Annotated in this window: 19 protein-coding genes and 1 pseudogene; 1 reads left to right on the top strand and 19 read right to left on the bottom strand. The window is 52.7% G+C overall.

The features are described from left to right. Positions 1-282: 282 nt before the first annotated feature. Complete coding sequence (locus P9J57_RS20605; protein WP_013027799.1) at positions 283-1,557, top strand: Glu/Leu/Phe/Val family dehydrogenase; 1,275 nt, start codon at positions 283-285, stop codon at positions 1,555-1,557. A gap of 55 nt (positions 1,558-1,612) precedes the next feature. On the opposite strand, the pseudogene P9J57_RS20610 reads toward P9J57_RS20605, so the two are convergent. The 19 genes and pseudogenes from P9J57_RS20610 to P9J57_RS20700 form a co-directional block, all read right to left on the bottom strand. Continuing rightward, a pseudogene (locus tag P9J57_RS20610) lies at positions 1,613-3,445 on the bottom strand (methyl-accepting chemotaxis protein); the annotation flags it as partial. A 112-nt stretch (positions 3,446-3,557) separates the two neighbouring features. Further along, positions 3,558-3,926, bottom strand: coding sequence for a S24 family peptidase (locus tag P9J57_RS20615; protein ID WP_028722543.1), 369 nt, complete (start codon positions 3,924-3,926; stop codon positions 3,558-3,560). A 124-nt stretch (positions 3,927-4,050) separates the two neighbouring features. Further along, a complete protein-coding gene (locus tag P9J57_RS20620; protein ID WP_264238131.1) occupies positions 4,051-5,673 on the bottom strand; it encodes a tail fiber domain-containing protein in 1,623 nt (540 codons plus the stop codon). A 2-nt stretch (positions 5,674-5,675) separates the two neighbouring features. Then, positions 5,676-7,298: a phage terminase large subunit gene (terL, locus tag P9J57_RS20625; RefSeq protein ID WP_264238129.1), complete on the bottom strand. Its 1,623-nt coding sequence runs from the start codon at positions 7,296-7,298 to the stop codon at positions 5,676-5,678. Continuing rightward, the gene (locus P9J57_RS20630) at positions 7,298-7,666 is read right to left on the bottom strand and encodes a hypothetical protein (RefSeq protein ID WP_022622997.1); all 369 of its coding nucleotides are present in this window, start codon (positions 7,664-7,666) and stop codon (positions 7,298-7,300) included. Before P9J57_RS20630 ends, terL begins: the two co-directional genes overlap by 1 nt. A 2-nt stretch (positions 7,667-7,668) precedes the next feature. Next, the gene (locus P9J57_RS20635; RefSeq protein WP_483279529.1) at positions 7,669-10,164 is read right to left on the bottom strand and encodes a hypothetical protein; all 2,496 of its coding nucleotides are present in this window, start codon (positions 10,162-10,164) and stop codon (positions 7,669-7,671) included. Position 10,165: 1 nt separating this feature from the next. After that, entirely contained in the window at positions 10,166-11,830 is a 1,665-nt protein-coding gene (locus P9J57_RS20640) for a hypothetical protein (protein WP_483279530.1), read from the bottom strand. Beyond that, the gene (locus tag P9J57_RS20645; RefSeq protein WP_483279531.1) at positions 11,827-13,896 is read right to left on the bottom strand and encodes a hypothetical protein; all 2,070 of its coding nucleotides are present in this window, start codon (positions 13,894-13,896) and stop codon (positions 11,827-11,829) included. The genes P9J57_RS20640 and P9J57_RS20645 overlap by 4 nt, the downstream gene beginning before the upstream one ends. A 9-nt stretch (positions 13,897-13,905) precedes the next feature. Further along, complete coding sequence (locus P9J57_RS20650; protein WP_022623001.1) at positions 13,906-14,613, bottom strand: hypothetical protein; 708 nt, start codon at positions 14,611-14,613, stop codon at positions 13,906-13,908. Then, on the bottom strand, positions 14,613-16,631 hold the full coding sequence (locus tag P9J57_RS20655) for a phage tail protein (protein WP_116219865.1): 2,019 nt from the start codon (positions 16,629-16,631) through the stop codon (positions 14,613-14,615). The genes P9J57_RS20650 and P9J57_RS20655 overlap by 1 nt, the downstream gene beginning before the upstream one ends. Positions 16,632-16,633: 2 nt before the next feature. After that, on the bottom strand, positions 16,634-17,224 hold the full coding sequence (locus P9J57_RS20660) for a phage connector family protein (RefSeq protein WP_483279532.1): 591 nt from the start codon (positions 17,222-17,224) through the stop codon (positions 16,634-16,636). A gap of 57 nt (positions 17,225-17,281) precedes the next feature. Further along, positions 17,282-18,220, bottom strand: coding sequence for a phage capsid protein (locus P9J57_RS20665; protein ID WP_022623004.1), 939 nt, complete (start codon positions 18,218-18,220; stop codon positions 17,282-17,284). Between the two features lie 211 nt (positions 18,221-18,431). Beyond that, positions 18,432-19,313: a hypothetical protein gene (locus P9J57_RS20670; RefSeq protein WP_483279533.1), complete on the bottom strand. Its 882-nt coding sequence runs from the start codon at positions 19,311-19,313 to the stop codon at positions 18,432-18,434. Continuing rightward, complete coding sequence (locus P9J57_RS20675; protein ID WP_483279534.1) at positions 19,306-19,542, bottom strand: Bbp19 family protein; 237 nt, start codon at positions 19,540-19,542, stop codon at positions 19,306-19,308. Before P9J57_RS20675 ends, P9J57_RS20670 begins: the two co-directional genes overlap by 8 nt. A 2-nt stretch (positions 19,543-19,544) precedes the next feature. Beyond that, positions 19,545-21,149: a portal protein gene (locus P9J57_RS20680; protein ID WP_058701290.1), complete on the bottom strand. Its 1,605-nt coding sequence runs from the start codon at positions 21,147-21,149 to the stop codon at positions 19,545-19,547. A 15-nt stretch (positions 21,150-21,164) separates the two neighbouring features. Then, the gene (locus P9J57_RS20685) at positions 21,165-22,997 is read right to left on the bottom strand and encodes a hypothetical protein (RefSeq protein ID WP_483279535.1); all 1,833 of its coding nucleotides are present in this window, start codon (positions 22,995-22,997) and stop codon (positions 21,165-21,167) included. Between the two features lie 5 nt (positions 22,998-23,002). Then, complete coding sequence (locus P9J57_RS20690; protein WP_264271963.1) at positions 23,003-23,320, bottom strand: hypothetical protein; 318 nt, start codon at positions 23,318-23,320, stop codon at positions 23,003-23,005. 37 nt (positions 23,321-23,357) lie between these two features. Then, positions 23,358-23,738, bottom strand: a complete 381-nt coding sequence (locus tag P9J57_RS20695; protein WP_483279536.1) for a cell envelope integrity TolA C-terminal domain-containing protein — start codon at positions 23,736-23,738, stop codon at positions 23,358-23,360. Between the two features lie 49 nt (positions 23,739-23,787). Continuing rightward, entirely contained in the window at positions 23,788-24,315 is a 528-nt protein-coding gene (locus P9J57_RS20700; protein ID WP_483279537.1) for a hypothetical protein, read from the bottom strand. Between the last annotated feature and the right edge of the window lie 217 nt (positions 24,316-24,532).

The raw sequence follows: 24,532 nt of genomic DNA on the forward strand, positions 1-24,532 counted from the left end.
CAATTCATTAACTTTTTGACCCCCTTCAAAGAACTGATAAATCATAAAATTTTTGGTTTATGCACTAACAATGCCTTATTTATGCACGAAACAGCCGCATCCGGGGCAGATAAGTCGAAATATTATTCACTCTTATTCACCGTTAATCGAAATAGCATGGGGATAATGACCGCCTGGTCGACATCATATTTTCTCTGGTAATGATAAATTATGTCGGCGCGCTTAAGCGCGCGTCATTCCACGGCTCAACACAATAAATAACTTCGATAAGAAAGGTTTTGTATGGATAAGTTATCTTACGCGTCTGACAGTAGTACTTCAGCCTGGTCCACCTACCTACAACAAATCGATCGCGTTGCGCCTTACCTGGGCGACCTTACGCGCTGGATTGATACTTTACGTCATCCTAAGCGTGCATTAATTGTTGATATTCCTCTGCAAATGGATGACGGCTCCATTCGTCATTTTGAGGGTTATCGTGTTCAGCACAACCTTTCACGCGGTCCGGGTAAAGGCGGGATTCGCTATCATCCCGATGTCGATTTAAATGAGGTCATGGCCCTTTCAGCCTGGATGACCATCAAGTGTGCCGCTGTCAATCTGCCCTACGGCGGGGCAAAAGGTGGGATTCGGGTCGATCCTTTTAAACTGTCTGAAGGCGAACTCGAACGTCTGACGCGCCGCTATACCAGCGAGATCGGTATCATCATTGGACCGCAAAAAGATATCCCGGCCCCCGATGTCGGCACCAATGGCAAAGTGATGGCCTGGATGATGGATACCTACTCCATGAATCTGGGCACCACGGTGACTGGTGTGGTGACAGGTAAACCTATTCACCTTGGCGGCTCCCTCGGCCGTGAAAAAGCGACCGGCCGTGGTGTGTTCGTCACTGGCCGTGAGGTTGCTGGCCGAGCCGGCATCCAGATTGAAGGCGCACGTGTCGCTGTACAGGGATTTGGTAACGTAGGCAGTGAAGCCGCCCGATTGTTTAGTCAGGCGGGCGCGCGCGTTGTGGCGATTCAGGATCACACTGCAACGCTGTTCAACGCTGACGGCATGGATATGGATGCGTTGACACAATGGCAGACTGAAAACAAGCAGATCGCAGGCTTCCCTGGTGCACAAAACATCGAGAAAGAGCGTTTCTGGCATACGGAAATGGATATTCTGATCCCTGCCGCGCTGGAAGGACAAATCACGCGGGAGCGTGCTGAGATCCTGAGCTGTAAGCTGGTGCTCGAAGGCGCTAACGGTCCGACCTATCCGGATGCTGATGATGTTCTGGCAAACCGCGGTGTGATTGTTGTACCCGACGTGATTTGTAACGCCGGAGGTGTGACAGTCAGTTACTTCGAATGGGTGCAGGATATGGCCAGCTTCTTCTGGAGCGAAGACGAAATTAATAAACGCTCAGACAAGATCATGACGGAAGCCATGGTTCACGTATGGGAAAAAGCCAAAGAGAAAGCGTGCTCGTTGCGTACCGCAGCCTATATCGTGGCCTGCGAACGTATCCTGATGGCACGTAAAGATCGCGGTATCTATCCGGGTTAATGACTGAAAACACAACCCGCACCGTGCGGGTTGTGTTTTAGCGGTTTACCGCGCGTTAGCGGAACTGCTCCACCGTTTGCGCCAACTGCTGCGCCTGATCTTCCAGCGAGCTGGCGGCCGCCGACATTTGCTGCACCAGTGCGGCGTTTTGTTGTGTCGTACCGTCCATCTCGTTAACTGCGACAGTGACCTGACCGATACCGCGCGCCTGTTCATCAGAGGCAGAGACGATTTCATCAATGATGCTCTGCACTGACGATACGGCCTGCGTCATCTCATGCATCGTTTTGCCTGCTTCGTTAACCAGTTTCACGCCGCTTTGAACCCGAACGCTCGATTCTTCAATCAGGGCAGCGATATCTTTCACCGCGCCCGCACTTCGCTGCGCAAGATTACGCACCTCAGAGGCCACGACAGCAAAGCCTCGTCCCTGCTCGCCAGCGCGCGCCGCCTCAACCGCAGCGTTAAGGGCCAGAATATTCGTCTGGAAGGCGATGCTGTTGATCATCGTAGTAATGTCACCAATTTTCTTCGAGCTGTCATCAATCTGTGACATGGTCTGCACCACCTGCCCAACCAGCGCTTCGCCCCGGCTGGCGATTGAGGTGGCATTTTCGGTCAGATTCGTGGCCTGTTGAGCATTATCGGCATTCAGGCGAACCGTTGCGCTGATTTGCTCCATGCTGGCTGCAGTCTCCTCCAGCGCAGCCGCCTGCTGTTCGGTACGCGATGCCAGATCGAGGTTACCACTGGCAATCTCGCTAGCCCCTTCTCGCACCGACGCGCTGGCATCTTTGATTTGGCCCACAATAGATTGCAGCTGGCTTTGCATGGTATGCAGCGCATAAAACAGGCTGCTGTTGTCGCCCGGTGCAACGTGAAAGCGGTTACTGAGCTTACCTTCCGCAACCGCCAGCGCTATTCTGGCTGCCTCTGCAGGCTCGCCGCCGAGCGGACGCATGACTTTGCGATTGAACAAGAGCCCCAGTACCGCGCCGACCAACAGGATGCTTACCAGCATCAGTCCGATAGCCCAGTAGAGTTGGCGATTCGCCGCAGCCATCACCTGGCTGACCGGTGCGACAATTCCAACGTACCAGGGCTTATCGCTATTGCCTACCGTGACCGGATACCAGGTATACATGGCTTTTTCGCCCAGCACCGGGTCGTCATGTTCCACAATTTGCTGGGTGAAATTGTCTTTTTCCCCCTTCCACGCTTTGCCCGCCTCATCTTTATCTGGCGAGGAAACGACTTTGCCTGTGTTAGAGAGCAACAGGGCATAACCGGTGTCCTGCCAGGGTTTTATCTGGTTAACTTTCTTTTGTAGTGAGGCAAGGGAGATATCGGAAGTCACCACGCCGTAAAGTTTACCCTGATCGATAATGGGTGAGGCTACAGAGGTCAATAACGTTGGTATACCATTGTAGGCATAACTGTAGGGCTCAATCAGCGTATCTTTTCTTGTCTGCTGGGGAACCAGATAATAATCACCCTGACCCGGCGTTAAAAAGGACAGTAACGGATGCATGGCGTAATTACCGGCCTGATCGCGGTCAACAAACCAGGCATAACGGCCCTGTGGCGGCTGTCCGCTCTGACCTGCAAATTCAGCATCACGACCATCAAACGCGTTGGGTTCAAAAATCACAGACATCGAGAGATAATCAGGATTGGCTCTGAGTGAATATTCCATGATTCTGTCAGCGACTTTACGATCGTTAATGCCCGCTTTGGGCAGAGCAATCAGACTTTGGCCTAAGCTGTGCGCCATATTAAGGGCATAACTCAGCTCTTGTTGAATTTGCAGCCCGCGACTTTGAGCGATCTGCTGCAGATAATGTTCGGCCAGCGTTTTTTGTTCTTTTGCCGACTGCCAGCTCAGCATGCTAAAAATAGCAATGCAAGATATTGAATTTATTGATTATAAATCCAATTTTTTAGGGCCTAACACTCAAAAAACCACCTATAAAAATTTCTTTGGAAACAATAACATGATTTTAGTTTTGCAGAATCATTGTTTTATTAACTACATATGTAACGACACCAAATATCTGCGACCGCTCATCAAAATCAGGCTCTGAAAAAGTCCAGAGCACTTCGCTATTATTCACTGTAATCAGTGCCGGAAATGGTGCCAACTGAACCCGGCATAGCCTCATTTCATCTTCCGGCGATGCTACCACCAGTGAGCCGTGTACGGGCTTTGTGGAAGAATCAACCACCAGCATTGCACCTTTGAGAATGCCCTGTTCTGGATACTGAGCATCAGCCTTGATAAAAAATGTTGCGTGCGGCCGACTGACTAACAACCTGTTAAGGTCTGGCCTGCTTTCTGCATAGTCTGCTGCTGGCGAGGGAAACGACATAATTTTCTCCTGATGATACTGTATAAATAACCAGTATCATCAGTTGAGAAAAATGATCAAGCCGCTGCGGCTATGAGATTTGTAAAGGCGTTGGTAGGAAAGGAAATTTTTATAACTTAATGATTTAATGCGATGAGGTTCCGCTGTTCAGCTTTTCCTCAAGTGCTTCTATCTTAGCCATTAATGCAAGAATAGCCTCATGGTGAAGCGCTGCGGCTATGTTCCCTGCACTGATGCCTTTGACGTCCGTCACGACACTACCATCAGGCATTGTCTGGTCAAAGCCTGAGTGACTAACGGCGTCAGGCCATACGGCCTCTACGTCCTGGGCGATATACCCCATACCAAATGAATTATTAGACTTAAGCCGGTAAGTTACCCCTTTAAGCAGTTTCATTTTTTCAAGTGGTTTATCAACTACGTTGATATCGTATTTAATACGCTCATCAGATCCGTTGATAAATGCACCATTGTAAGCGTTGTAATTACCGTTACTGCTGAACGAATAAACCGATGCAACGCTGCCATCACCGTTAAAAGTACGCTGATAGAAAAGCCGCTCACCATTTGAATTGCGCTGAGCGTACATATCAACGCCCTCATTAGCTAAATCAGCACGAAACTGGAACTTGATACCACCGCCAAACCAGACGTTTTGAGCAGCAATGAACTGGCTTCTGCGTAGAGTCATTGGGAATGAAAAATCATCTGAGCTTGTCATTTGCACACTGACCGCGCTCGATATGGTTCCCCCTGTTTTCTGGTCAACTGTTCCCAGACGAATATCATTGCCTTGCGCAGCGGTATTTGCGGCCGCTCCGTACTTAGCCAGGTTCTTCCAGGCTATATCCTTATCAGCTACATCGCTAAGATTGTTAGCTTTCTTAAGTTGATTATCCGGGTTTGCAGTCTGTGCCCTGTCAGCGTCGGATTTTGCACTTGCTGCTGAGTTTGCAGCGGCAGCGGCTGAGTTAGATGCATTAGTGGCTGATGTAGCCGCGTTCGTTGCTGAGGTAGCTGCCGCTGTAGCGCTATCACTCGCTTTCGATGCATAGTGAAATGCAGAGTATTTACCCGCTGTCACTTCCGTTCCGACAGGGTTAGCAGCCCATTTCTGAGCCAGATTAGCGCTGTCGCTGGAATTACCAGCCGATACAGATGCGGCGCTGGCGCTTGAGGCTGCCGCCTGCTGGCTTGAGGCGGAATTGTTTTCACTGGTTTTAGCAGCCGCTGCACTATTGGCCGCCGCCTGAGCGCTTTGCCCTGCTGACTCATTGACGTTATTTAATTGATTGACTGTGGCGGCATCCTGCGGCTGTGTACCGTCTGCAACAGCCATAATGCGCAACGACTGAGCATCCCAGTTACCGCCAACTGCCTTACTGATTGAGCTCGAAAAGTTGGCGTTAATTTCCTGTAGCGCCAGCCAGATGCGATCAAAATCATCGTTAACTACATCAGCCAGCAGGTCGCCATTATCCGCATAGTCAGTCTGGCGGGTATAAGGCGTGGCGCGCTTGATCAGCACTTCAAGCCCGTTGGCAGGTGCGGTAGTGAATACCACGTTTCCGCCCTGACTGTTGCCAACGCCGGTCACAGTGTAATCAGTGTTCAGTATCTTTTTCAGACCACCTACAAACACCTGCATGTCAGTGGCAAACAGCAGATAAAATTTATAGGCAAACTGCGTTGTAACCCCGTTCGCGATGTATGGCCCGCTAATAGGTACTTGTGCCGGTACGCTCATGCTTAATACTCCGTTTCTATTTCGTAAGTGCCGTGTGTCTGTCGCCAGGTCTCACCGTGGCCGCGCGCCGGATTTTCATGCTGCACATGGCCGATTTTTACTGGCTGCTCGATAATTGCCCCGCTACCGCTGTCGAGATAATCATCCTCCTGCGTGGTCAGCATTGGGTTAAATTCCCGCATCTGCTCGTATAACGGCCCGTCGAGCACGCGCGTATGCGCCCAGAGAATGCCGGACGTTAGCGGGCCTTCCAGACCATCCAGAATGCGTTGCTGTTTATTCGTGGTAACGGTGATTTCTACCACCGCGCATGTGAGCCCCTTTAAAGCCTGACGCAGTAACTTGCCTGCGAATGAACCAGGCCCGTTAACTTCGACGGTTACGCGGGGGATGTTGAAGGAAATAACCAGGCTTCTTAACTGCCAGACCTGGCCGCCACAAATCTGGCCGCTGTCGTCAAACTCTGCAAGATCGCCCTCCAGCCCTTCGCAGACATGCCAGTAATAATGCCCCCGGGTATCCTGCAAAATAAGGCTGACGGCAGATGCATCACTCTTTCTTTTCCCTGTTGAGACGTCCCAGTAACAGGAACCGCCAGTTAACTGGACGCTGCCAAGGTAGGCGGTCGTCACATTGTTGGCACGCCTGAAAACAATCTCGCAGTTGTATTCCCTTATTCTGTCCGGATCCAGACGCAGATTATGAACAGGACGAGAGCGCAACAGATACTGCGAATCCCAGCCGTTTAGCGTGCGCGTCTGCTGGCGGCGCTTAAGCAGTTCGGCATCGTTGAAACGCTCCGGCCACGCCGATTCACCGTAACAGTCGATAACTGATTTTGGCGCTGTGACAAAAGTGATAATGCCTTTGCTGTATCGATAATCGATGTCCGGTCGCAGCAACGATGCGCCCTTACCGATGCCGCTAAAAACATATACCGGCTCAAACGGCACCCCGAAAGCGTTGCGCCCTTTGGGCTCATCAATTCGGAAATCTTTATTGAAAAGAGGAATTGTCAGGCAGTCAGCGCCCTTACTTTCTTCATCGTCATAGAGCGAATCAAAGGCGTGTGGAGTACCGATAAAAAGTTTCTTTGCGCCCGGTACCGCAATGTGAGTCTGTTCCTCCAGGCGGTACCGTAGTTTCTCCCTGAGTTCCGGCGTGGTGATATTGCGCGGCACCTCAACGTCATCATTCACAATCTCGTCAGCGCGCGAACCGGTGACGTTTGATAAAACGCCTTTTGCTAAAAACTGAGGGTTTCGCGGATCAGAATCTTTGCCCTCATGCGTCCACCAGCTTTCAACTGTGCCGGTATCTTCAAGAAGTCCACGTGTGAGCGGGTGATTGCGTAATATGTTTTGTGTGTCGCGGCTGTTTTTTAAAGCGGTGGAATCGGCTTCTGACTGGAGAAGCAAACGCCAGTTGGATTTTTTATAAATCCGCCAGGCAAAATACACATCGATGATTGTCGATTTTCCAAAACCACGAAAACAGCGCAGAACTGCCAGATCCCCTCTGGACTCAAGCCAGTTGATAACAATCCAGTGAATGCCGGGAACTGTCCAGTTCATACGCTGCGCCCACATCAGATAGAAAGCGCCAAACCCGACTTTCCCGCTCATCAGTGTTTCGCCATTTTCGCCATTGCTTTGCGTATCTGCTCTGCTGAATCACGCTCTGCCTGTGAAACCTGCTGCTGCAAAATATCATCGTCACTGGCCGCCGTAGGGTTGGCTGCCAGCCGGTCTTTTTGCCCTGCCTGCCGCTGGCTCACCAGGTTATGCAGATTTTTAACGAGAAGAATTGTGGCTGTGGCGTTCTGCTTCGCCCAGTAACGATCGCCGCGCGTCTGCTTGTCCATTTCAGTGATACTTTTTCCATGGCCGGGCCACTGCGTAACATCACATTCCGTTATTGCGACTTCGGTCAGGCGGTCGGCAAGGTCGCATAAATCCTGCGTTACTGCTTTCTGGCTGCGTGGTTTTGACATGATTATTCTCCGAGAGGTTTTGTGTATTGCCCGAAACCAAATGACGCCCCGCCAGAACCTGACGGATCGTAAAAATACTGCTGGCCTTTCTGGTCAGCATATTTGCGTAATCGTTTTTGATAGCCCGGATTGAGTGCTTCGGCGGCATCGTTGAAAAACAGATGATCTACCGCGGCTTTGGTGTACCAGTAATTCAGCGGCGCAATCTGCTGGCGTCCAAACCGGATTGCCATATAAGCCGCTTTACCGGGATCGCTTTCAGAGGTGAAAGCTATTTTTCCGAGTGTGGCCATATCGCCAAAAATGGGAACCGCGCTGGAACTGTGCCCGCTGTTGTCACCGCTGGCGGCGTCATACATGCTGGTGATCAAGTCCTGCACCATCGCAAAACCACCAGCCACGACCATGGCCTTCCCGACTGTGCGCCAGTCATCAGGCGGCGGCGGATTCTGCCCGTTAGTGACAGCCTGAGCCACCAGCGCCATGTAACCAAACCCCGCTGATAAAGCCGCTGTGGCAGCGATGTAACCGGTTTTTGTGCCGCCTGATTTGCGGCCAAGACGATCAAGCATGTGCGCCGTCTGAATGGCACCGGCGTTTTTAAATAACATCACCTGTTTAGTGAGCGCGTTTGTACGGCCGCCAGCGCTCATGAGGGTTTGCGCCGTCAGGTTATGTTCAGAGGTCACTATGTCGCCGCCCATGCGAATGAAGCCCATCATGCGTGACTGTAGGCGCAGGGTTTCATCAGCGGTAAGGCCAAGCGTAGCCACATCATCAATGTTGTGAATGGCGTGGCCGCGCAATTCCTGACGCGGTAGGGTCATGATTAATTGCCAGTCAGCATCAGTAATACCCGCGTTATTCAGTATTCCGCGATCGCTTTCAGTCAGTTTATCCCACGGTTTTTGTGACCATTCGCCCAGCGCTAAAGCATGCGTGGTTTGCCCTGCCCGGCGCGCGGCGTTCGTCCATGCATCAAGCAACGTATATTTCATGGTGGCCTGTGCATAACGTGACATGAGATTGCCGGTATTCAGCCTGCCCTGAGACATGATCCGCTCACTGCCTTCACGTGCTGCCTGGAGCGCCACCTCTGCACCAATCCCGAAGCGCGCCGCCTCCTTACGGGTAAAAGCGGTGTGCAGAATGGTGCCAATATTTTTAAGCTGGCCCACGTCAGCCATGTTCAGCAGTATGCCGGGCGTGTCCTGGAACGGCGCGCGCATTGCAGTACTGGTAAGTTTGGTCGCCGCCTGATAAGCCGTCAGCGCACTGCTGATACGGTCAATACGGGTAAAGTCCTGATTATCCCTGACCAACTGCCGGAAATACGCCTCTGGCCCGAACAGCCCGCGCTTGCCCGCCTCAACTTCGCCGTGTCGGTCAAATGTGACGCCAGGGATCTGACTGTCTTTTTTAAGCGCGCTGTCACGCAGCGTTGAAAACGTCATGCCGGGGTTGGGGCCGAGTTCATTAATCAGGGCAACATCACGCGCCGAGCCAGTAAGGTGACTGAAAAAAGCCGAGCCGAGCGAGCGATCGCTGAACTGACGGTTATAAGCAATGACCGCATCGGCATCCCGTAAATGAATTTCACGATGGCTGTCATTGAGCATCCGCGCTACATTTGCCGAACCAAATCCGGCTGCCGCATCCTCTGCGAGCCCCTGCGCATCCAGCTTAATTTTATTCACACCATCGGTAACGATGGATTCATACATATGGCTGATCACGCCTTCCAGGGCTAAATCATCCAGGGGAAAACCCGCGTCGCTGAGGTACTGATTGCGATCAAGGTTTTTCATCATGAAAGACACCCACGCAGATTTTCCGGCACGCTGCATCACTGTGGGATCGTGAAACTGTGGCGCGTAGTTATCCAGCCGGCCAACGGTACCGCCCGCGCGATTTCTGGCCTGACGATACCCTTCCATTGTGTCAGACCACTGCTGTGCAAATCGCTGTGCTTCTGGGTGTCCTGTGTTGTGGCCGTAGATCTCACGCACCACATCATCAAAAAATGCATTGCTGCGTTTATTGCCAAAATCCAGCGAAAAACCTCCCACGCCTGCTTTTTTCAGCAAATCACCAAAGCCCCTGACAGCCACCTGTTCAGCGCCGCGAAGCGTGTTATCTACGCCTTCCAGCAGGTCGATTAAGGATTTCCCCCATTTACCGGCTTTGTCAGGACGATTATCAGCCAGTGTATTAAGGCGCTTCGCTGCATCACTGATTGCAGAAAGCTGGCGCAGTTTGCTGCGGGCCACGCTGTCAGCCTGGATCATTTCCTGTTCGCGTACCCATTTCCCGATTGCAAGCGTGCGCTCGTCAGGGGTCATCGCCTGCCATGCCGCACGATCGCGGCGGGAAATTATCTTTGCTCCCTCATGCATGCGTGAATCAATACGCGCAATGGCCGCATCACTGAGTTTTACGGGCTTGCCGTGAACAGCAGAGAGATGCGCCTCAACAGCCTGTATGCATTGTGGTTTCATGTCACTGTCCGTAAGTCAGGGCGCAGGCGGCCGCAATGTCATATTGCTGCGCCTCTGCGGTTGATAGGGTGTGTTCTGCTTCAAGGGCATCAATGTGCGGCACCATAGCGTCCGCAAGCTCTGGGTGCGTTTCCCTTAAAGCTTCAGTCTGGGCGCGCAACATAGCGAATGGCTCTGCTACCTCTGAACTGATAACACCAGCAACGGGTTCGGCTATGGCTTTTTCCGGTAGTGACTGATTTTCGGCTGCCATAACCGCGCGGTCAGTTCGCTGTTGCAGATCCCCGGCCAGTTGCTGACGCTCAAGAATGCCGCCATTCAAATCACCGTGAACCAGAAAAGCGTTATCACCACCGAAGTGATCTGAAATATCGACGGCTTTCCCCGCGTTGATGGATTCCATTGCGCTATCCATGGCGCGAACGTGGGCGCTTTCTGACTGCGTATCGACGGCAAGCCCTGGCGCTGATTCAGTCACATAGTTATCGTGCAAAACGGTGTGCATGGCTGCATCAGCATTGAGCGCGTCAATACGCTGTCTGCCATAGGCATAATGTGAATCAAGCTTTGACGATGCATTGTCATAAACCTGCTGTGAAAACTGTCTCTGTTTATCGATATCAGCCAGACGGGCCTGTTGAGCAGCGCGGGCATCTGCGAGGGCTTTACCGCTTCCGGATGGTGCGTTAGCAAGAATTTCAGCCCGTTCCGCGTCGAGCCGGTCAAGGTGACGCTGCGCGTTGGCGATGTCTGATTTAGCCTCTTTAACATCGCCCCGCGTCAGTCGATAGCCGTCGAGTATCGTAAACTGCGGCGCTGAATCTGCAACGTTTTCTGTCGCTGGTGGAGCGGTAACATCAACAGAATCGGGCATTTGTTGTGGCAACTTTTCAGGCAGAACATCTGAGGGAGTAACATCCCTGTCACGCGCCCGCCCGCCAGCCAGGTTAAAAAAACCGCCCATCAGAAAAGATGCCATGGCTTGTTGCGTATCCCACTGGCGCAACTGCGCAGCCTGTTTCTGATATCCGTAGGCATCAAGAACGGCGGCGCGTGACCACTGTTCTGCTTCGGAAAGCGCAACGTTGGCAGCGCCACCAGTGACGAAACGCGAGCCGTATTTCAGCAATGCACGCTCACCTATCCCGCCAATACCCGGCATCGCGCCACCGATACCCTCTGACAGCGCGCTGATTGCTGCATAGCCCCTGCCCGCCTCATCGCTGAGATTCATTTTTGCCGCTTCGTCCTGAGCGTGTGCAGCGCCTGACGCAACGCCAGCGGCGAAACCTGCCAGTGGGTTAACGATCGCACCAGCAACTACCGGCGCGCTCTGCATCAAATCACCCAGGATGATTGCCGCCGCCCCGCTGTTATCAGCATCAGGTTTTTCAAACTGCGGTAATTTTTCTGGCGGTGTAGGATCGATATCGTGGATTTTTGCAACATTCCCATCGCGGGTAAGGTACTGATTCACACCCAACGCATCGGCGGCTGAACTGTCGGCCTGACCTGCCAGCCTTTCGCCCAGAACGCCAATGTTTTTTACGCCGCGCCCCAGTTCATTACCGGTTCCCTGGAACCAGCCCGGCGAGGCTTTAGAAAGGGGTTCGGTACCGTTGCTGTCTACCGCGTCATTTTCTGACTGGTCAAAAAGAATATTCATCGCGAAAGCTCCACAACAAACGGTTTACCACTGACAGTCACGGCGCGCTGTGTGTCCTTGTTAATCAGCCGCATGTTGCCTGACGCATCAGGAATAAACGTGTAACTGCCGTCATTGAGGTGATTACGAACGTTGGCCGCATCACCGCCTGGCAGTTTATTAATCCCCGTCTGCATGCTTCGCATGAATATTTCCCCGTCCATACCCGGGGGCGATACCAGTTGCGCACCAAAGACTTTTACCGGGCTGCCAATCACCGCGTGCATATCATCAGTATCCAGGCTGCTGGCATCATCACGTTTTCCGGTACCGATGTGATAAGCCTGCATGACCGGCACAAGCCGCTGTATCTGCGTCTGGTTCAGGCTGGGGTAAGCGTCTTTGATTGAGCGGGCTACATCTTCGGCTTTGATGGTTTTCATTTTTGCCTGGCCATCGGGCGGATTCAGCAGCGTTGTGCCTTTTTCAATAGCCTCTGCAACTTTGTAGCCATTGGGTGTATTGGCCTGAGACGAAACCACCTGGAGCGTGATTGCATCACCGCCAATGTCTTTTGCCAGCCGCGTGGTGGCTTCACTGCCTGCGCTGGCATTCATGTTGCGCCAGAACTGCACACGCTGATCAGCTGACATTTTTGGATAAACCGCCGTAAGGTCTGATTTTTCCTGCGGCGTTAACAGGGATTTTCCCGCCGTTGGCCCTTCCTTTTGCACCAGTGCCTGACTGGCCTGTAAGCGCTGTTGCAGCACTTCACCAATGGTGCCGGGATTATCCTGCGCAGTGGCAAAATTAATTGGCTGCAAAGGCTGGCCGCTGTCCACTGCGGCAACCGCCTGCGGATTGTTTTTCACATCAGCACGGCGCTGATCCACGGTGCGTTGCAGGGTGTCAAAATAACGATACTGGTCTTTGGTACCGCCGTTGCGATCCAGTTCGATTTTCATCGCGTCAAGCTGCTGCTGTGCCGTCGCGGTAGGCATGCGTAAAACCTGCTGCACATCCTTCATGGTTGCCTGTAAAGCAGGTGCCTGCCCGGCAACGCTGGTACCGTCAGTTTTCTGTGAAAAAATCTGCCAGTCGCTTTCGGTAGGAATTTCACCACGTGCAATACGTTGCTGCATCTGATCATCAGCGTGAACGGCGGCCACTTCACGCCGGGTTGCCAGCGCATCAGCATGATTCTGTGCGGCGATCGCTTTTGCATCGTTGCGGGCCAGCTTCGTATCAATCGTGTTAAACAGCGCTGTACGGGTCTGTAAGTCCAGAATCCCTTTTGACGCGCTGTTATTAATATCCTCTTTGAGCGTTGCCAGCGCGCCGTTATCGGTGTTGTTTGCTTCAATCTGAGAACTGTAAAACGTGGTCGCCAGATTTTTTTTTGCCGCCTGATACTGATTAGCCCATGACGCACCCAACAGGGCTTTGGTGCTGCTGCGATTGTAGAGTTCATCAATCTGACCACTGATAGCGGTTACGTCAGCGCCCGGCTGCATCATCTGCTGAGTGTAGTTCGCCGCCGTCTGCTCCAGAGCGTTAACGCCTTCAATGTGCAACTGACGGGCATAGAGCGTGCTGACAGTGTGATCGCCCTGACGGTTAACGGTCGCTATGCCTTTTTGCAAGCGCATGTTATCGCTGTTGGTCAGGTCGGGGATCTGCTCACCCTGCCAGCCCTTCATGCCGTCCTGATAGGCTTTCTGGATCCCTGTGCTGTCCAGTTCACCGCTTTGCACCTTTGAGCTAATTCCCTCAAGCACACCCTGCTTGAATGTCTGATAATCCTGTAACTGTAGCTCTGCCTTCTGGCGCGCAAGATTCTGCGCATACTGAACCAGATTGGAACCAATGCCGGCAATCGTGTTACCCAACTGCATTCCGGCCTGCGCCTGACTGGCCGCCGCCTGAGACTGTTCGCGCAAACCTTCCTGAACGGTGTTCTGCGCCTGCATGGTTGACTGCGCAGCCTGCTTTTCAGCTTGTGGTGCCGCAAGGGCTTCGGGGTTGTCCGTGTGCACAGGATTCAGATTTGTGCCGCGATAGCCAAAATCACCGATATTGATTTGCATATATTTCCCTTAGCTGAACCACTGTGACGCAATATTTCCGGCGCTACCCAACAGGCTTGCCCAGTTGCTGGTTTTTGCTGACTGATAATTTTGCCCGGCAATATTGCGGGTCGTTGCCGCTAACTGGCTCAGTGCATCAGCCTGTTCACGTATGCCCGCTGCGGCTGTGTCGCTGGCACTGCGCGCCTGATTACCGGCGTTAATGTAGGCGTCAGCCTGGCGGGTATACTGATCCGCTGAATCCTGCCCTTCCTGAAATGCGCTAAATGCATCTTCGCCCGCACGCCCGACAATGAACGCCGGAACGTAAGCCGCCGTACCTGCGCCTGAAACAACGCCTGACGCGGCATAACCTGCCAAGGCATTTTCTGCGGTTTCTTTTCCCTGTCTCCGAATCAGGTAGGCTTTCTGCGCAGCGTTTGCCGTTGCCCTTGCAGCGTTTTCCCTGGCTTCCTGTGACAGCCGGTTATATTCAATCTGCTTATAAACGCCCTCCTGTTGTTCCGCTGCTGCCGCGCGTAGCTGGGCGCTTGACTGAATAAGCTGACTGTCAGCCGCCTGTAACTGGCTTTGGTACTGCGCCTGTGATGCCTGGCTCTGTGCATGGCTGCCAAGCAGTGAGCCGCCCACCTTCAGCCCGGTACCGATAATGTCCGTCCAGCTTTTATCGCCAAAAACGGAGCCGATCGCGTCGGCAACGCTTCCAAATAGACTCATCAGTTATTCACCGTCAGTGTGCGCACCACGGCCAGTACATGTATTGGCAGCGGCTGAGGTTGTTCGATAATGGTTTCTGTGTTTTTCCAGCCGGTCACATTCCAGTCGAGATCACCGCTGTAGAGAGGTGAAGGCTCGTTTAGCACGTTAAGGCCGAATTTACGGAACGGTACCTGCTGGCCGTTCAGCATCATCCCTGTGGTGTCATTGATGCGGATACGCATGCGTGACAGTGAAACCTTGCTGCCCTGCATGGATCCGTTTTGCATCTGCGCCTCTGGTGGAAGCAGGATTAAGCGCGGCGTGTAGGGCAGCCCGATAACCACCTGCCGGGCGGCGCGGGCCAAAGTCACCGCCCCGTCTTTTACGGTCTGCGATGTCTGCACCGCACCATCAGCAACGATAGCAACCGTCTTGCCTTCCAGGTGCTCTAACTTCGTCCACTTCTGCTGAGGCGGATCGGTTTCTTTTTCAATGGCACCCACCAGCGCGGAATCTGAATAAATCCCTTCCTGGAAATGTTCGATATAAACCTGCGGGCTGCCGCCAATATCGCGGACAACGGCAACATAGGTATCGTCTGTGCCGTCCTCACGCGGGATTGTGGCGCATGAAAGAAAACTGCCGTCAGTGACCACCCGTGACCATGCCGCTATGCCAACCTGTTTATTAACCGTGAGCGTCACCATTTTTCCGTCAAGACGTAGCATGTGGATGCGGTTACGGGGCTGTGCCTGCACCGTCATATCCACGATTGGCGACTCCAGCATGTGCTCTGCCAGCAGGCTTAATTCATTCACTGTGTAACCGGTCTGATTGTCAGGGTCGTAATTGAGCGTTAACAGCTTGTGGGAACCACGCTGGAGATAAAGCAAATCTGACGCAAGGCGCACTGGCAACACAGGGTTTGAACCGTATTCAGACGGACAGCGCACGTTGACCGATGTAGGCGTGATCACGCCCGTTGAGGACGTAATCAAAAACTCATTCATCGAGGTAAGCGCTATCAGCGCATTCATGCTGAACAGGTGCAGAATTGGGTTTATCTGGTTACTGTCCAACTGAAACGCCCAGGCAGACGTTCCCAGCGAACCCAATTCGAAGTTATAAAACTGACGGATCCCGCTGCCCCATATCCACTGCGGATACTTATTGGAACCGGCAAAAACAAGGCGCTGCTGATGGAAGCAGACACAGGACGGCCAGCCGAGCGTGTCAGACCACATCGCCTTTAACACCTTCCAGTTATCGACGGGTGCAGGCGGCCACGTTTTTCCTGTGCTGTCATTCTTCGTCGGCGCAACGGTCATCAGCGTGCGGATCTGCACCTGTGCGACTGAATTGCTGCTGACGCCTGTGATTTTGTAGAGCCCGTCATACACACGTACATAGCTGTTAACCATGTCGCTGGTAAATCCGGTACCCGAATAATTGTTGTTATCGGGGCCATCTTTAAGCGTGATGGTGGTGCTCTGTGCCACATAGTCATTGTTGGCAACAACGGCCCAGCCCGTAGGGGAATTGCTCAGTTCATCAAAGGGAATAACCTCAAACGTTACCGCCGTCATTTTCCAGTCGAGTTGATCATTGCGTACCAGTTTTTTCGGGGCAAACGTGGGGTGCGCAAAAATCATCGTGTCAGCAGACTGCGCAAACCGGACAGTCGCTAACGCGTCTTTGGGAATCCCGGTATCAATCTCGTATATCGAGCCGTCAGCATTTGTCACGAACTGGCCCTGCTGCACAAAGCGCATTTTGTTATGCGTTAATTCCAGCACGTAAGACTGATCGCGGTTGTACACCCAAGGGATTAAACGAATATCGCCGGTATTGTCGCGGGCTTTATTCACAAAACGCAGGCCCGCGCGGCCCTCAGCACCTCCGGACACACGCACCCACATGTTGGTAAGCTCTTTGGCTGCCACGCCGTAACGGTCAGCGTTAACGCGGCCAAGCAGCATCGGATCCAATTCGCCGCCTGTGAAATCTGTCTGAATGTGATGAACCTGCACGCCCATGCTCAGTACCTCGCCTGCAAGAATCCATCGCCACCAAATTCAATCGCTGGCTGCTCCTGGCTGGTCTGCCCTTTGTAGAGCATTAACTGCTGCATAAAAACCTGCTGCGCTGCGGCCTCAAGGCCCGAATCACGGGTAATGGCATAAGCCAGCGCCCAGCGCAGACGGAATTTAAACAGGTCAATCAGGCCAGCCGGCCATGTCGCCACTACGTCATTTCGCCAGATGTAATGCAGGCCCACCGGATTGCAGTTACACAGGATTTTGCCGCTTTCGATCCGGTAATCATCCAGCCAGCGCGCAAAGTGGCCCGTTTCTGAAACGCCCAGAACGCGGATATAATCGCCCGGTAACGAAAAGGCCTGGCTGTAACCGAATGCTGGTGGCTCAGAATCGGGCGAGAGTATTACGCGCTTGACTGCACAAGACCAGTCATGACGGCTTAACAGGTCATCGCGTGACGTTGGATAGAGGTTTGAACAGGCTAACGCCTCATCAGTGTTTTCGTTAAAACTGGCGATTGGACGCGCACCGAGGCCGATCAATACCTCATTGCACAGGCTCACATCGCCAACGGTAATATTTTGCGCCATGTTTCCTCACAAAAAGAAAAGGCGGGCATATGCCCGCCAGTCTCACCGCCAGAGCTATTAAGAGCCCATGAAATTCAGTGCAGCGCACTTCTGTTCGTTGGCGCGGCCTGCGCCGTAGGAGGTCAACGCAGAGATCTGAATGGTATTGCGCTTGTCGCGGCGCGGGCCAACATCGACCGTCAGATTAATGCCAGTACCGAAGTGCACACCGGATTTAGTCCACGCAATTGACGTCACTGAGCCGTTGGCATCAACGTTCAGCTTTTCATACGGGATCCAGTTGAAGCCCAGCCATTTGCCTGCAACGTTACCTTCCTGAAGCATGTTCACTGACAGGTAATCAGCGCTGGTCAGTTGGGTGTCATTGAGAATGGAAGTCATCATGTCACTGTTGTAAGTGATATTGATGGTTTCATCATCGGCTTCGTTTTTACGGAAAAGAGCACGCAGGCGGATCAGATCTTTTTTGGTAATAGGCTTCGCGGGGCTTGAGCCAGTTCCTACAGCACCCTGAGCCCACAAAATCTGTGAGGCTGCAAAGGTCTGCGCGGCGGTTGTGGCTGTGCCGTCTTTGGCAACAGTTTTGCGCTGAATATCGCTCAGGATAGCGTTGTAGATGGTGCGGTCTTTTTTGCGGTTTGCCGCCTCAACCATACGCTGCTGATATTCACCCTGCGGCTGTGCCAGAAGTTTAGGCACATCCACTGGCTCAACCGGAATATACAAATCAGCATCGGTCATCATCGCAATGCGTGTACCGGCATCAGGTACTGACCATACGGTATCACCAAAGCGATCAGCGAAACCGCGATCGCTCATTTCAACAATACCCATATCATTGATGGTGAACGATGCGCCGGTGATTGAACCGCGATCGGTTACTGTTGATTGCAGACGGGAATCTTTCTGCGAACAGGCAATTTCAAATCCGCGGTGAAATTCCTGGACGAATGCGGACGTGATGCGTCCGCCATTAGTGGCGAAATCTTGTGGCATGGTGTAATCCTCGAAAAACGTTAAAAGGGTTTGCGTGCAGACCTGATAAGCGTTATCGGGGAATCCCGGCGCGGAGGTGACAGCGGGTGACTTGTCCTTTCGGGGTCGGTCGCTGTGGTCATTGCATGCTGTATAACACGGTATGATTTACGCTCTCAAGATATATCTTAAGGGCATGATAAAACTAAGCCCGCCAGAGCGGGCCTAAAAGTTAATGCACTTCTTCATTTCCAGCAGTTCTCTGGAAAAAGCTTCGTACCTGTTGAGATACGCGGCGGTGATCGGGATGTTTAGGATCGCGATATGCATCGGACTTCATCAGGTCGTCAACGCTTTCCGCATCCATCTGCGGCAAAGCTGACAGCCGGATCGAATCTTCGCTGAGTTCGCTACCCACCTTAGCCAGCAGTCGGATAATCGCAGGGTCATTTCCATAGCGCGCGATGCAGCGCTGATAATCGTCACCGAATCCAAATTTTGCCGCGCGGTCTGCTGCCAGCATATTGCGGTTATATTCTGCCGGTTCTTTCCAGGCCTGTTGAAGATCTTGTATTGCCTGTTCCTGTGAAAAACCTGTTGCGGTTTCAGCCTGAGCCGGAGCACTGGCGATGAGCTCACCTACCATAAAATTAAGCTGCGCATTGTTCAGGCCCAGTTCATGCGCTTTTTCCAGAAATGGTTTAGTAGCCGGATCATTCATGAAGCGGTCACCAAACCCTTCACCGAACTGATCGCTAAATTTATATCCGCTGATTTCCGCTGGCCGCGCCTCACCTGCGCCGAAACGCTTTTCCAGATTGGTATAAGCCTCTGACAGCTTCTGTGCCGAGGCGGTGAAATCCAGATCATCGCCGTTTTTAACCTGGAATTTTTCGGGAAAGCTGAAAGGCGCTGGCTTGCCCGGTTCAGCGGCTGGCGGCGTGGCCGTTGCAGCGCTGCCTAAAACGGTGCCGTTCGCCTGCTCCTGAGTCTGCGACAGGCTACCCAGCAGCGTAGCCCCTGTCTGGTTTGTGCTGCCCTGCTGTTCTGCGCCCGGCGCTGGTTGTGCAGTTGAGGTATCTACTGCGCCTGCGTTATCGGTTGTATCAGTCATCGTCTCTTTCCTGTGTCATCTGGGGGTTATTGCCGCGATTAATGCGGTTAAGGATGTAATTCACCACGTGCAATTGCCCAGCGTTGAATGCTGTCTGACGATCAGCATCGTGTCCGCCTTTCACGTAGGGGTTATTACCGAAAACAGAAACAAGCTGTTCGAGAATCTCAGGCCCGCCAGGGCAACTCTCAAATAGCGTGGCGTAATCTAAATCTGTAGGTTTTGTCATAATCAGGCCGCTGGCTGGTTAGCTGCTGTAATCTGCTCACTGGCGTTCTGCATTCCCAACTGATCCTGCATTGCCTGTGCCTGTTGTGCCTGCGCTGCCTGCGCCTGCTGTGACCTGAGCGCCTTAACATCATCGTCGCTGCGGATAATGTCAGCGGGTACGCCAAGCGTTGAGAACAGATCGCGTGTGGCCGCATCAACGTCCAGGTTGTCAGCGATGCCAGGCATCATCTGCGCGTAGTTCGCCACAAATCCAACTGCCTGCTGAATGGCTGTGGCCTGCGCCAGCTTCTGAGCGCGGGCAAGTGGGTTATCGAACGCCACATGAAAATCAATCCCGTTTAAATCATCTGGCGGCGGCGGCAATACGTTATTGCGCAGCATCAGCATGAAACAGCGCTCCACCATCGGGATCAGGAATTCAGCCTGAAGGCGGCCATACATCGGCGCCATTTGCTGGCGGATGATATTCATGCGCTCGTTAACTTCGGTTGCCGTCATCTGGCCGGAGCCGTTCGCCATAGTGAGCACGTCAGCCATGAGGGTGCGCCGGATGTTGTTCTGCAACGTCTGTTCATTCTGAAAGGCAACTTTAAAATCGCTGCCGGTCAGAAGCGGTTTCATCGCATCCACGGTGCTGGCTACTATGACTTTGCGCGGGCCAACTTTAACCGTACGTGGGTTAAGCACGCCGTCATCCTGCGCAATCCACATGCCAGAAACCGCCAGTTCAGCGGCTGATTTCTCGTAGCGCTTGAGGTAATTGAGTTCCTTGATGTCGGGCAGCGCATCAGAAACGAGGCCCGTAGCGTACTCACAGCCTGGTAGTTTTGTGCTGCGTGGTACCATGCAGGGAAATTCGTCAAAACCGGATTCGCTGACGATCTGGTTATCTGCAAGCGATATATATACCGAGTAAAACGGTTTGTTACGGGCCAGCTTACCGCCCATGGCATACACCTGACGCGGGCCAATCGCATGCAGATAACGCACTTTTTCCATCGGGTTACGCTGGTATGTCGCAACAACCTTCTCGCCAGCTTTTTCACCGAACTGACCATAAGCCTGCGCCGCCGTCAGAACGTGCTCGCGGAAAATCATATTCACCCTGGCGCGCGTGGTGCTCGACCACCAGCATTCGGAAATGGGCCATTGCTCAAACACAAAGCCGCCACGCTCGCGATCAATATCGATGTACAGCACAAAGCTGCCAGCAATACAGAAATCGAGCATTGAGCCGTAAATCTCGCTGTCGTAGTTGGCGCTGTGAATATTGCGCCAGACCAGTTCGGCGCACTGGCTGAGGTAATGCCCCGCTGCGCTCATGTCGTCCTGACCGGAAATGCGCAGATTCAGCCACTGACTGTTAGCGGGCGTCATGCCGCTGATTAACGCAGATGCCAGGGTGCGCGTTGCATCAGTGCCGGTTGAGTCCAGCAATTCCGCTTTTTTGGAATCCGCTGTGCCGCTGTCCTTAATGCCGCTGAATCCCTGCCCTAACTGCGGGTAGGTGTAGTCGTATGCGTCCTGCCAGTGCGACTGAAGCGGCGTGCGGCTTTCCTTAGCCTGATTCCAGATTTTTAAAATTTCGGCTGCGTTCTGTGCCATTTAAATATTCCTGTATCAGAACGACCAGGCACCGCCCAGCAATGAGCGCCCGCCGCCATATTGTGAAATTACCTGACCACTGAGCCCGCCGATTGCGCCCTGTGAGCCGCTAACCCTGCCAAGCAGTGACGTGCCGCTGGTACCGTTCCAGCCCGCGTTTGTGTAAAGCAGGTTGTTCATCTGGCGCTTACGCAGGTCATCAATGAACGAACTGAAAGCCGACTGACCAGCTTTGTTACGGTCATCAATGCCGCTGTTACCAGTGCCGGTACTGCTGCCAGGGGATGTTGTGCCGCCGCTGCCGGTTGAGGGTGCCGGGTTAGCGGGTGCAGGGTTGTAGCCGCCGCCCGCGAAAACTGAACCGAGGCTGCCGGGCTTGTAGTCGTTGGCATTCCCCTGCCCTATGCGCTGACCGTTCGCCAGCGTCTGGCCGGGGCCGTAACTGCTCTTGTCCTGCGTCACACCGTTGTTAAGCGGATTAACGCCTTTCAAATCGTCTGCCGTTGGCGCGGTACCGGATGCCATAGCACCACCAGCAACCAGACCAGCCAGCGCGCCGAACGGGCCAAGCGCGGCACCAGTCAGGCCACCTTTGACCATGCCCGCCAGCACGTCACCAATTCCTGCCTTTGATGCCGCTGAGCCGGTTGTGAGTGCGCGGGATGATGCGTTTTGACGGTCGCTAATAAAATTGCTGTAAACCGCTGCGGCACCACTCAGCAGGCCACCTACAGGCCCACCTACTCCCAGACCACCGAGGGCAGCACGCGCCACACTCCGAATTTTTCCAAAGCTGGAAGTGTCGTTGTAACCACCCATGCGGGCCGCTTCATCAGCGTTCGCCTGCTGGTCAGAAAGGCTTATCGGTGTGCCAACAGCCTGCGAAATCTTGCTGCTGTAAAGCGCGGTATTGGGGCCGGTTACAGCGCTGGCGCTCTGTGCCTGCTGTGCTGACTGCGCAGAACCGATAGCGTTATTTTTCTGTGCCTCAGTCTGGAGTGACAAACGAGCATTCGCAGAATCCAGCAGGGATTTGTTTAGCGCTGCTGCGTTGTCTGCCTCCGAGCCCAGCCCGTTAATCTGGTTAACCAGGTCGCGGGTAGCCTCGATGCTGTCAGTGCTGCCAAGCTGCTGTTGAAGGCTCTGGCGCTGTGCTGTTTCTGCCTGAATGCGCTGCTGGCGCTGCTGCTCTGCCACGCGGGCCGCTTCTGCCTGTCGTGCTGCCTCTGCGGCGGCCGCCCCGTTATCGCCTTGTTGCTGGCCTGCTGCTCGTTGACCAACCAGACCAGATGTGAATCCTGCCTGTTCGCGCTGTTTGGCTTCGTTCTGCAAAGCGTAGAGACTGGCCTGCGCTACAACTTTATCAAACCCGGTAAAGCGCGGGTTCTGCAACTGCTGGTTAATCTGATTAATGCGGTTCTGCACATCCTGATACGTCAACCCTGCGAATCCGCTGGCGAACGTACCGCCATTGCCGCCATTGCTATTACCGTTGTTGCCCCCACTCCCATAGTTGCCACTCAAAGATGTACCATTGACGGCGGCTTGTAAGGCGGCGGCGAGTGCCGATCCACTTGCTGACGATACGTTTGCAACGATATTGCCGTTACGATCAGTACCGTAAGTGACACCGTTTCGCGTGACTGTTCCAACTACGCCAGAGTCTCTTGCGAATGCCTGAGCGCGAGCTAAATCGGATGAGTTATAGCCAGCCCCACCAAGACCAACGCCTGAAACTGTACCGCCAAAAAGACCACCGGTACGGCCACCATACTGACCGCCGCCGCCACTGCTACCATTATCACCAGCGGCACCGCCAACAGAAGAACCTACACCACCTGCTGCCATTATGATTACTCCTCTGAATCGATGACCGCCCAGCCGTGCTTAGTCAGAACCATGCCTGCCCACTTATCGCCAATCTTTGGTTTCGCTGCGTGGTGCGTGTTAACTACGTTCCCCTTTTCAGCTTCAACCGCTACCTGCTCTGCCATTGCTTCACTGTGCGGCGCTGGCGCTGTGCTAGTGACGATTTGACTCACCTGCTCCTGAATTGTCGGCAGGCTGTTGTTCTCATCAGCACCAGGAGTTTCGATCTTTGCTTTACGTGGGCGACCGCGGCCGCTGTTAGGTTTGTTTTGTTCCATCGGTTCACCTCGTTTTTCAGACATAAAAAAACCCGCCGAAGCGGGTCTGTGTTGACAGTAATTACTGGGGTCGAAATTTGAAGGATATATCGTCAGGCATAATTTGTTTTTTGTCGGTTGGCTTGTATGGGTAAAGCCCCATATTGATGGCTTGCTTTGTAGCTGCAACCGCTGCTTCACAAAGCTGCTCATCACCACCCTCTGACTTAACCGAATCTGGCATCTGACCGTTCAACTGGTGTAGCCGCAAATTACATTCACGCCCTTTGTAAGTATCCACATCATAAAACCGCGACTGGATAGCACTGGTGGCGCTATGCAAGTAAGACTGTGTTGTTGCTGGATGCGTAGATGCATAAGTTGGAGCAGGTGGGCCGCTTACTGAATGCGCCTGGCAACCGGCCAGCGCCATGGCTAACAAAACGCCAATTAATTTTTTCATTTTAATTCCTAAAAGTAAAAGCCTTTTGTAAGGAGTACAATTACTGTGCTTATACCAATTCTTTGGATAAAAATGACGAAACTGCTTCATTTACTTTACGAATTATCTTTGCACAATCATCTAAAAAAACATCGTCCACTTTGATGAGCGTCATGACCTCTGACACATCACCCTCATCAAAAAAACTTTCCCCCTGATCCTTCACTTGAAACGGCAAACAATGTTTACTGGCTAATAACCTATCGTAAGATTTTCCACGACCATGCTTTAACACATTGATTGCGCAGCAAAAATAATCAAACCTCAGCAAAAGCTCCTTATTATTGGTACTTTTTAAAATACTTTTAGCTTTTATGAAACCATCGGTACACCCCAAGCTTTGCTGCAAATGAGACTCGAAGATTGAGAACATACCAACTGCAATAACCACCTTCTGTAGTTGTAGCATCTTAAGCTTAACTACATGCTGCGTTGCTCCGCTTTTATCGAGTTCATCAGAAGCTAACTGTTCTGCTTCACCTATGACATGCAAAGCAAAAAAGGTACATCTTTCTATCAGCTCAGGAAATGAGTGCATTTTCTAATCCTCGCTTGTCTTTCTAAGCATCATATCATTTGTAAGCAAACTTGAGTCATGACACCAAGAGCATCAAAGCTCGGTAAACCTTCCTGAAAACTTATAGCCTCAAAAAAAATCAAAACGCCCGTTTTTTTGGTTTTCCTGAATTTATGGTGCCGTGATTTTTTCAGAAAAAACGATAACCGCATTTCCCTCTTTAACCGCGCGCACGTGC

Source organism: Pantoea sp. nfd-35 (genome assembly GCF_056892255.1).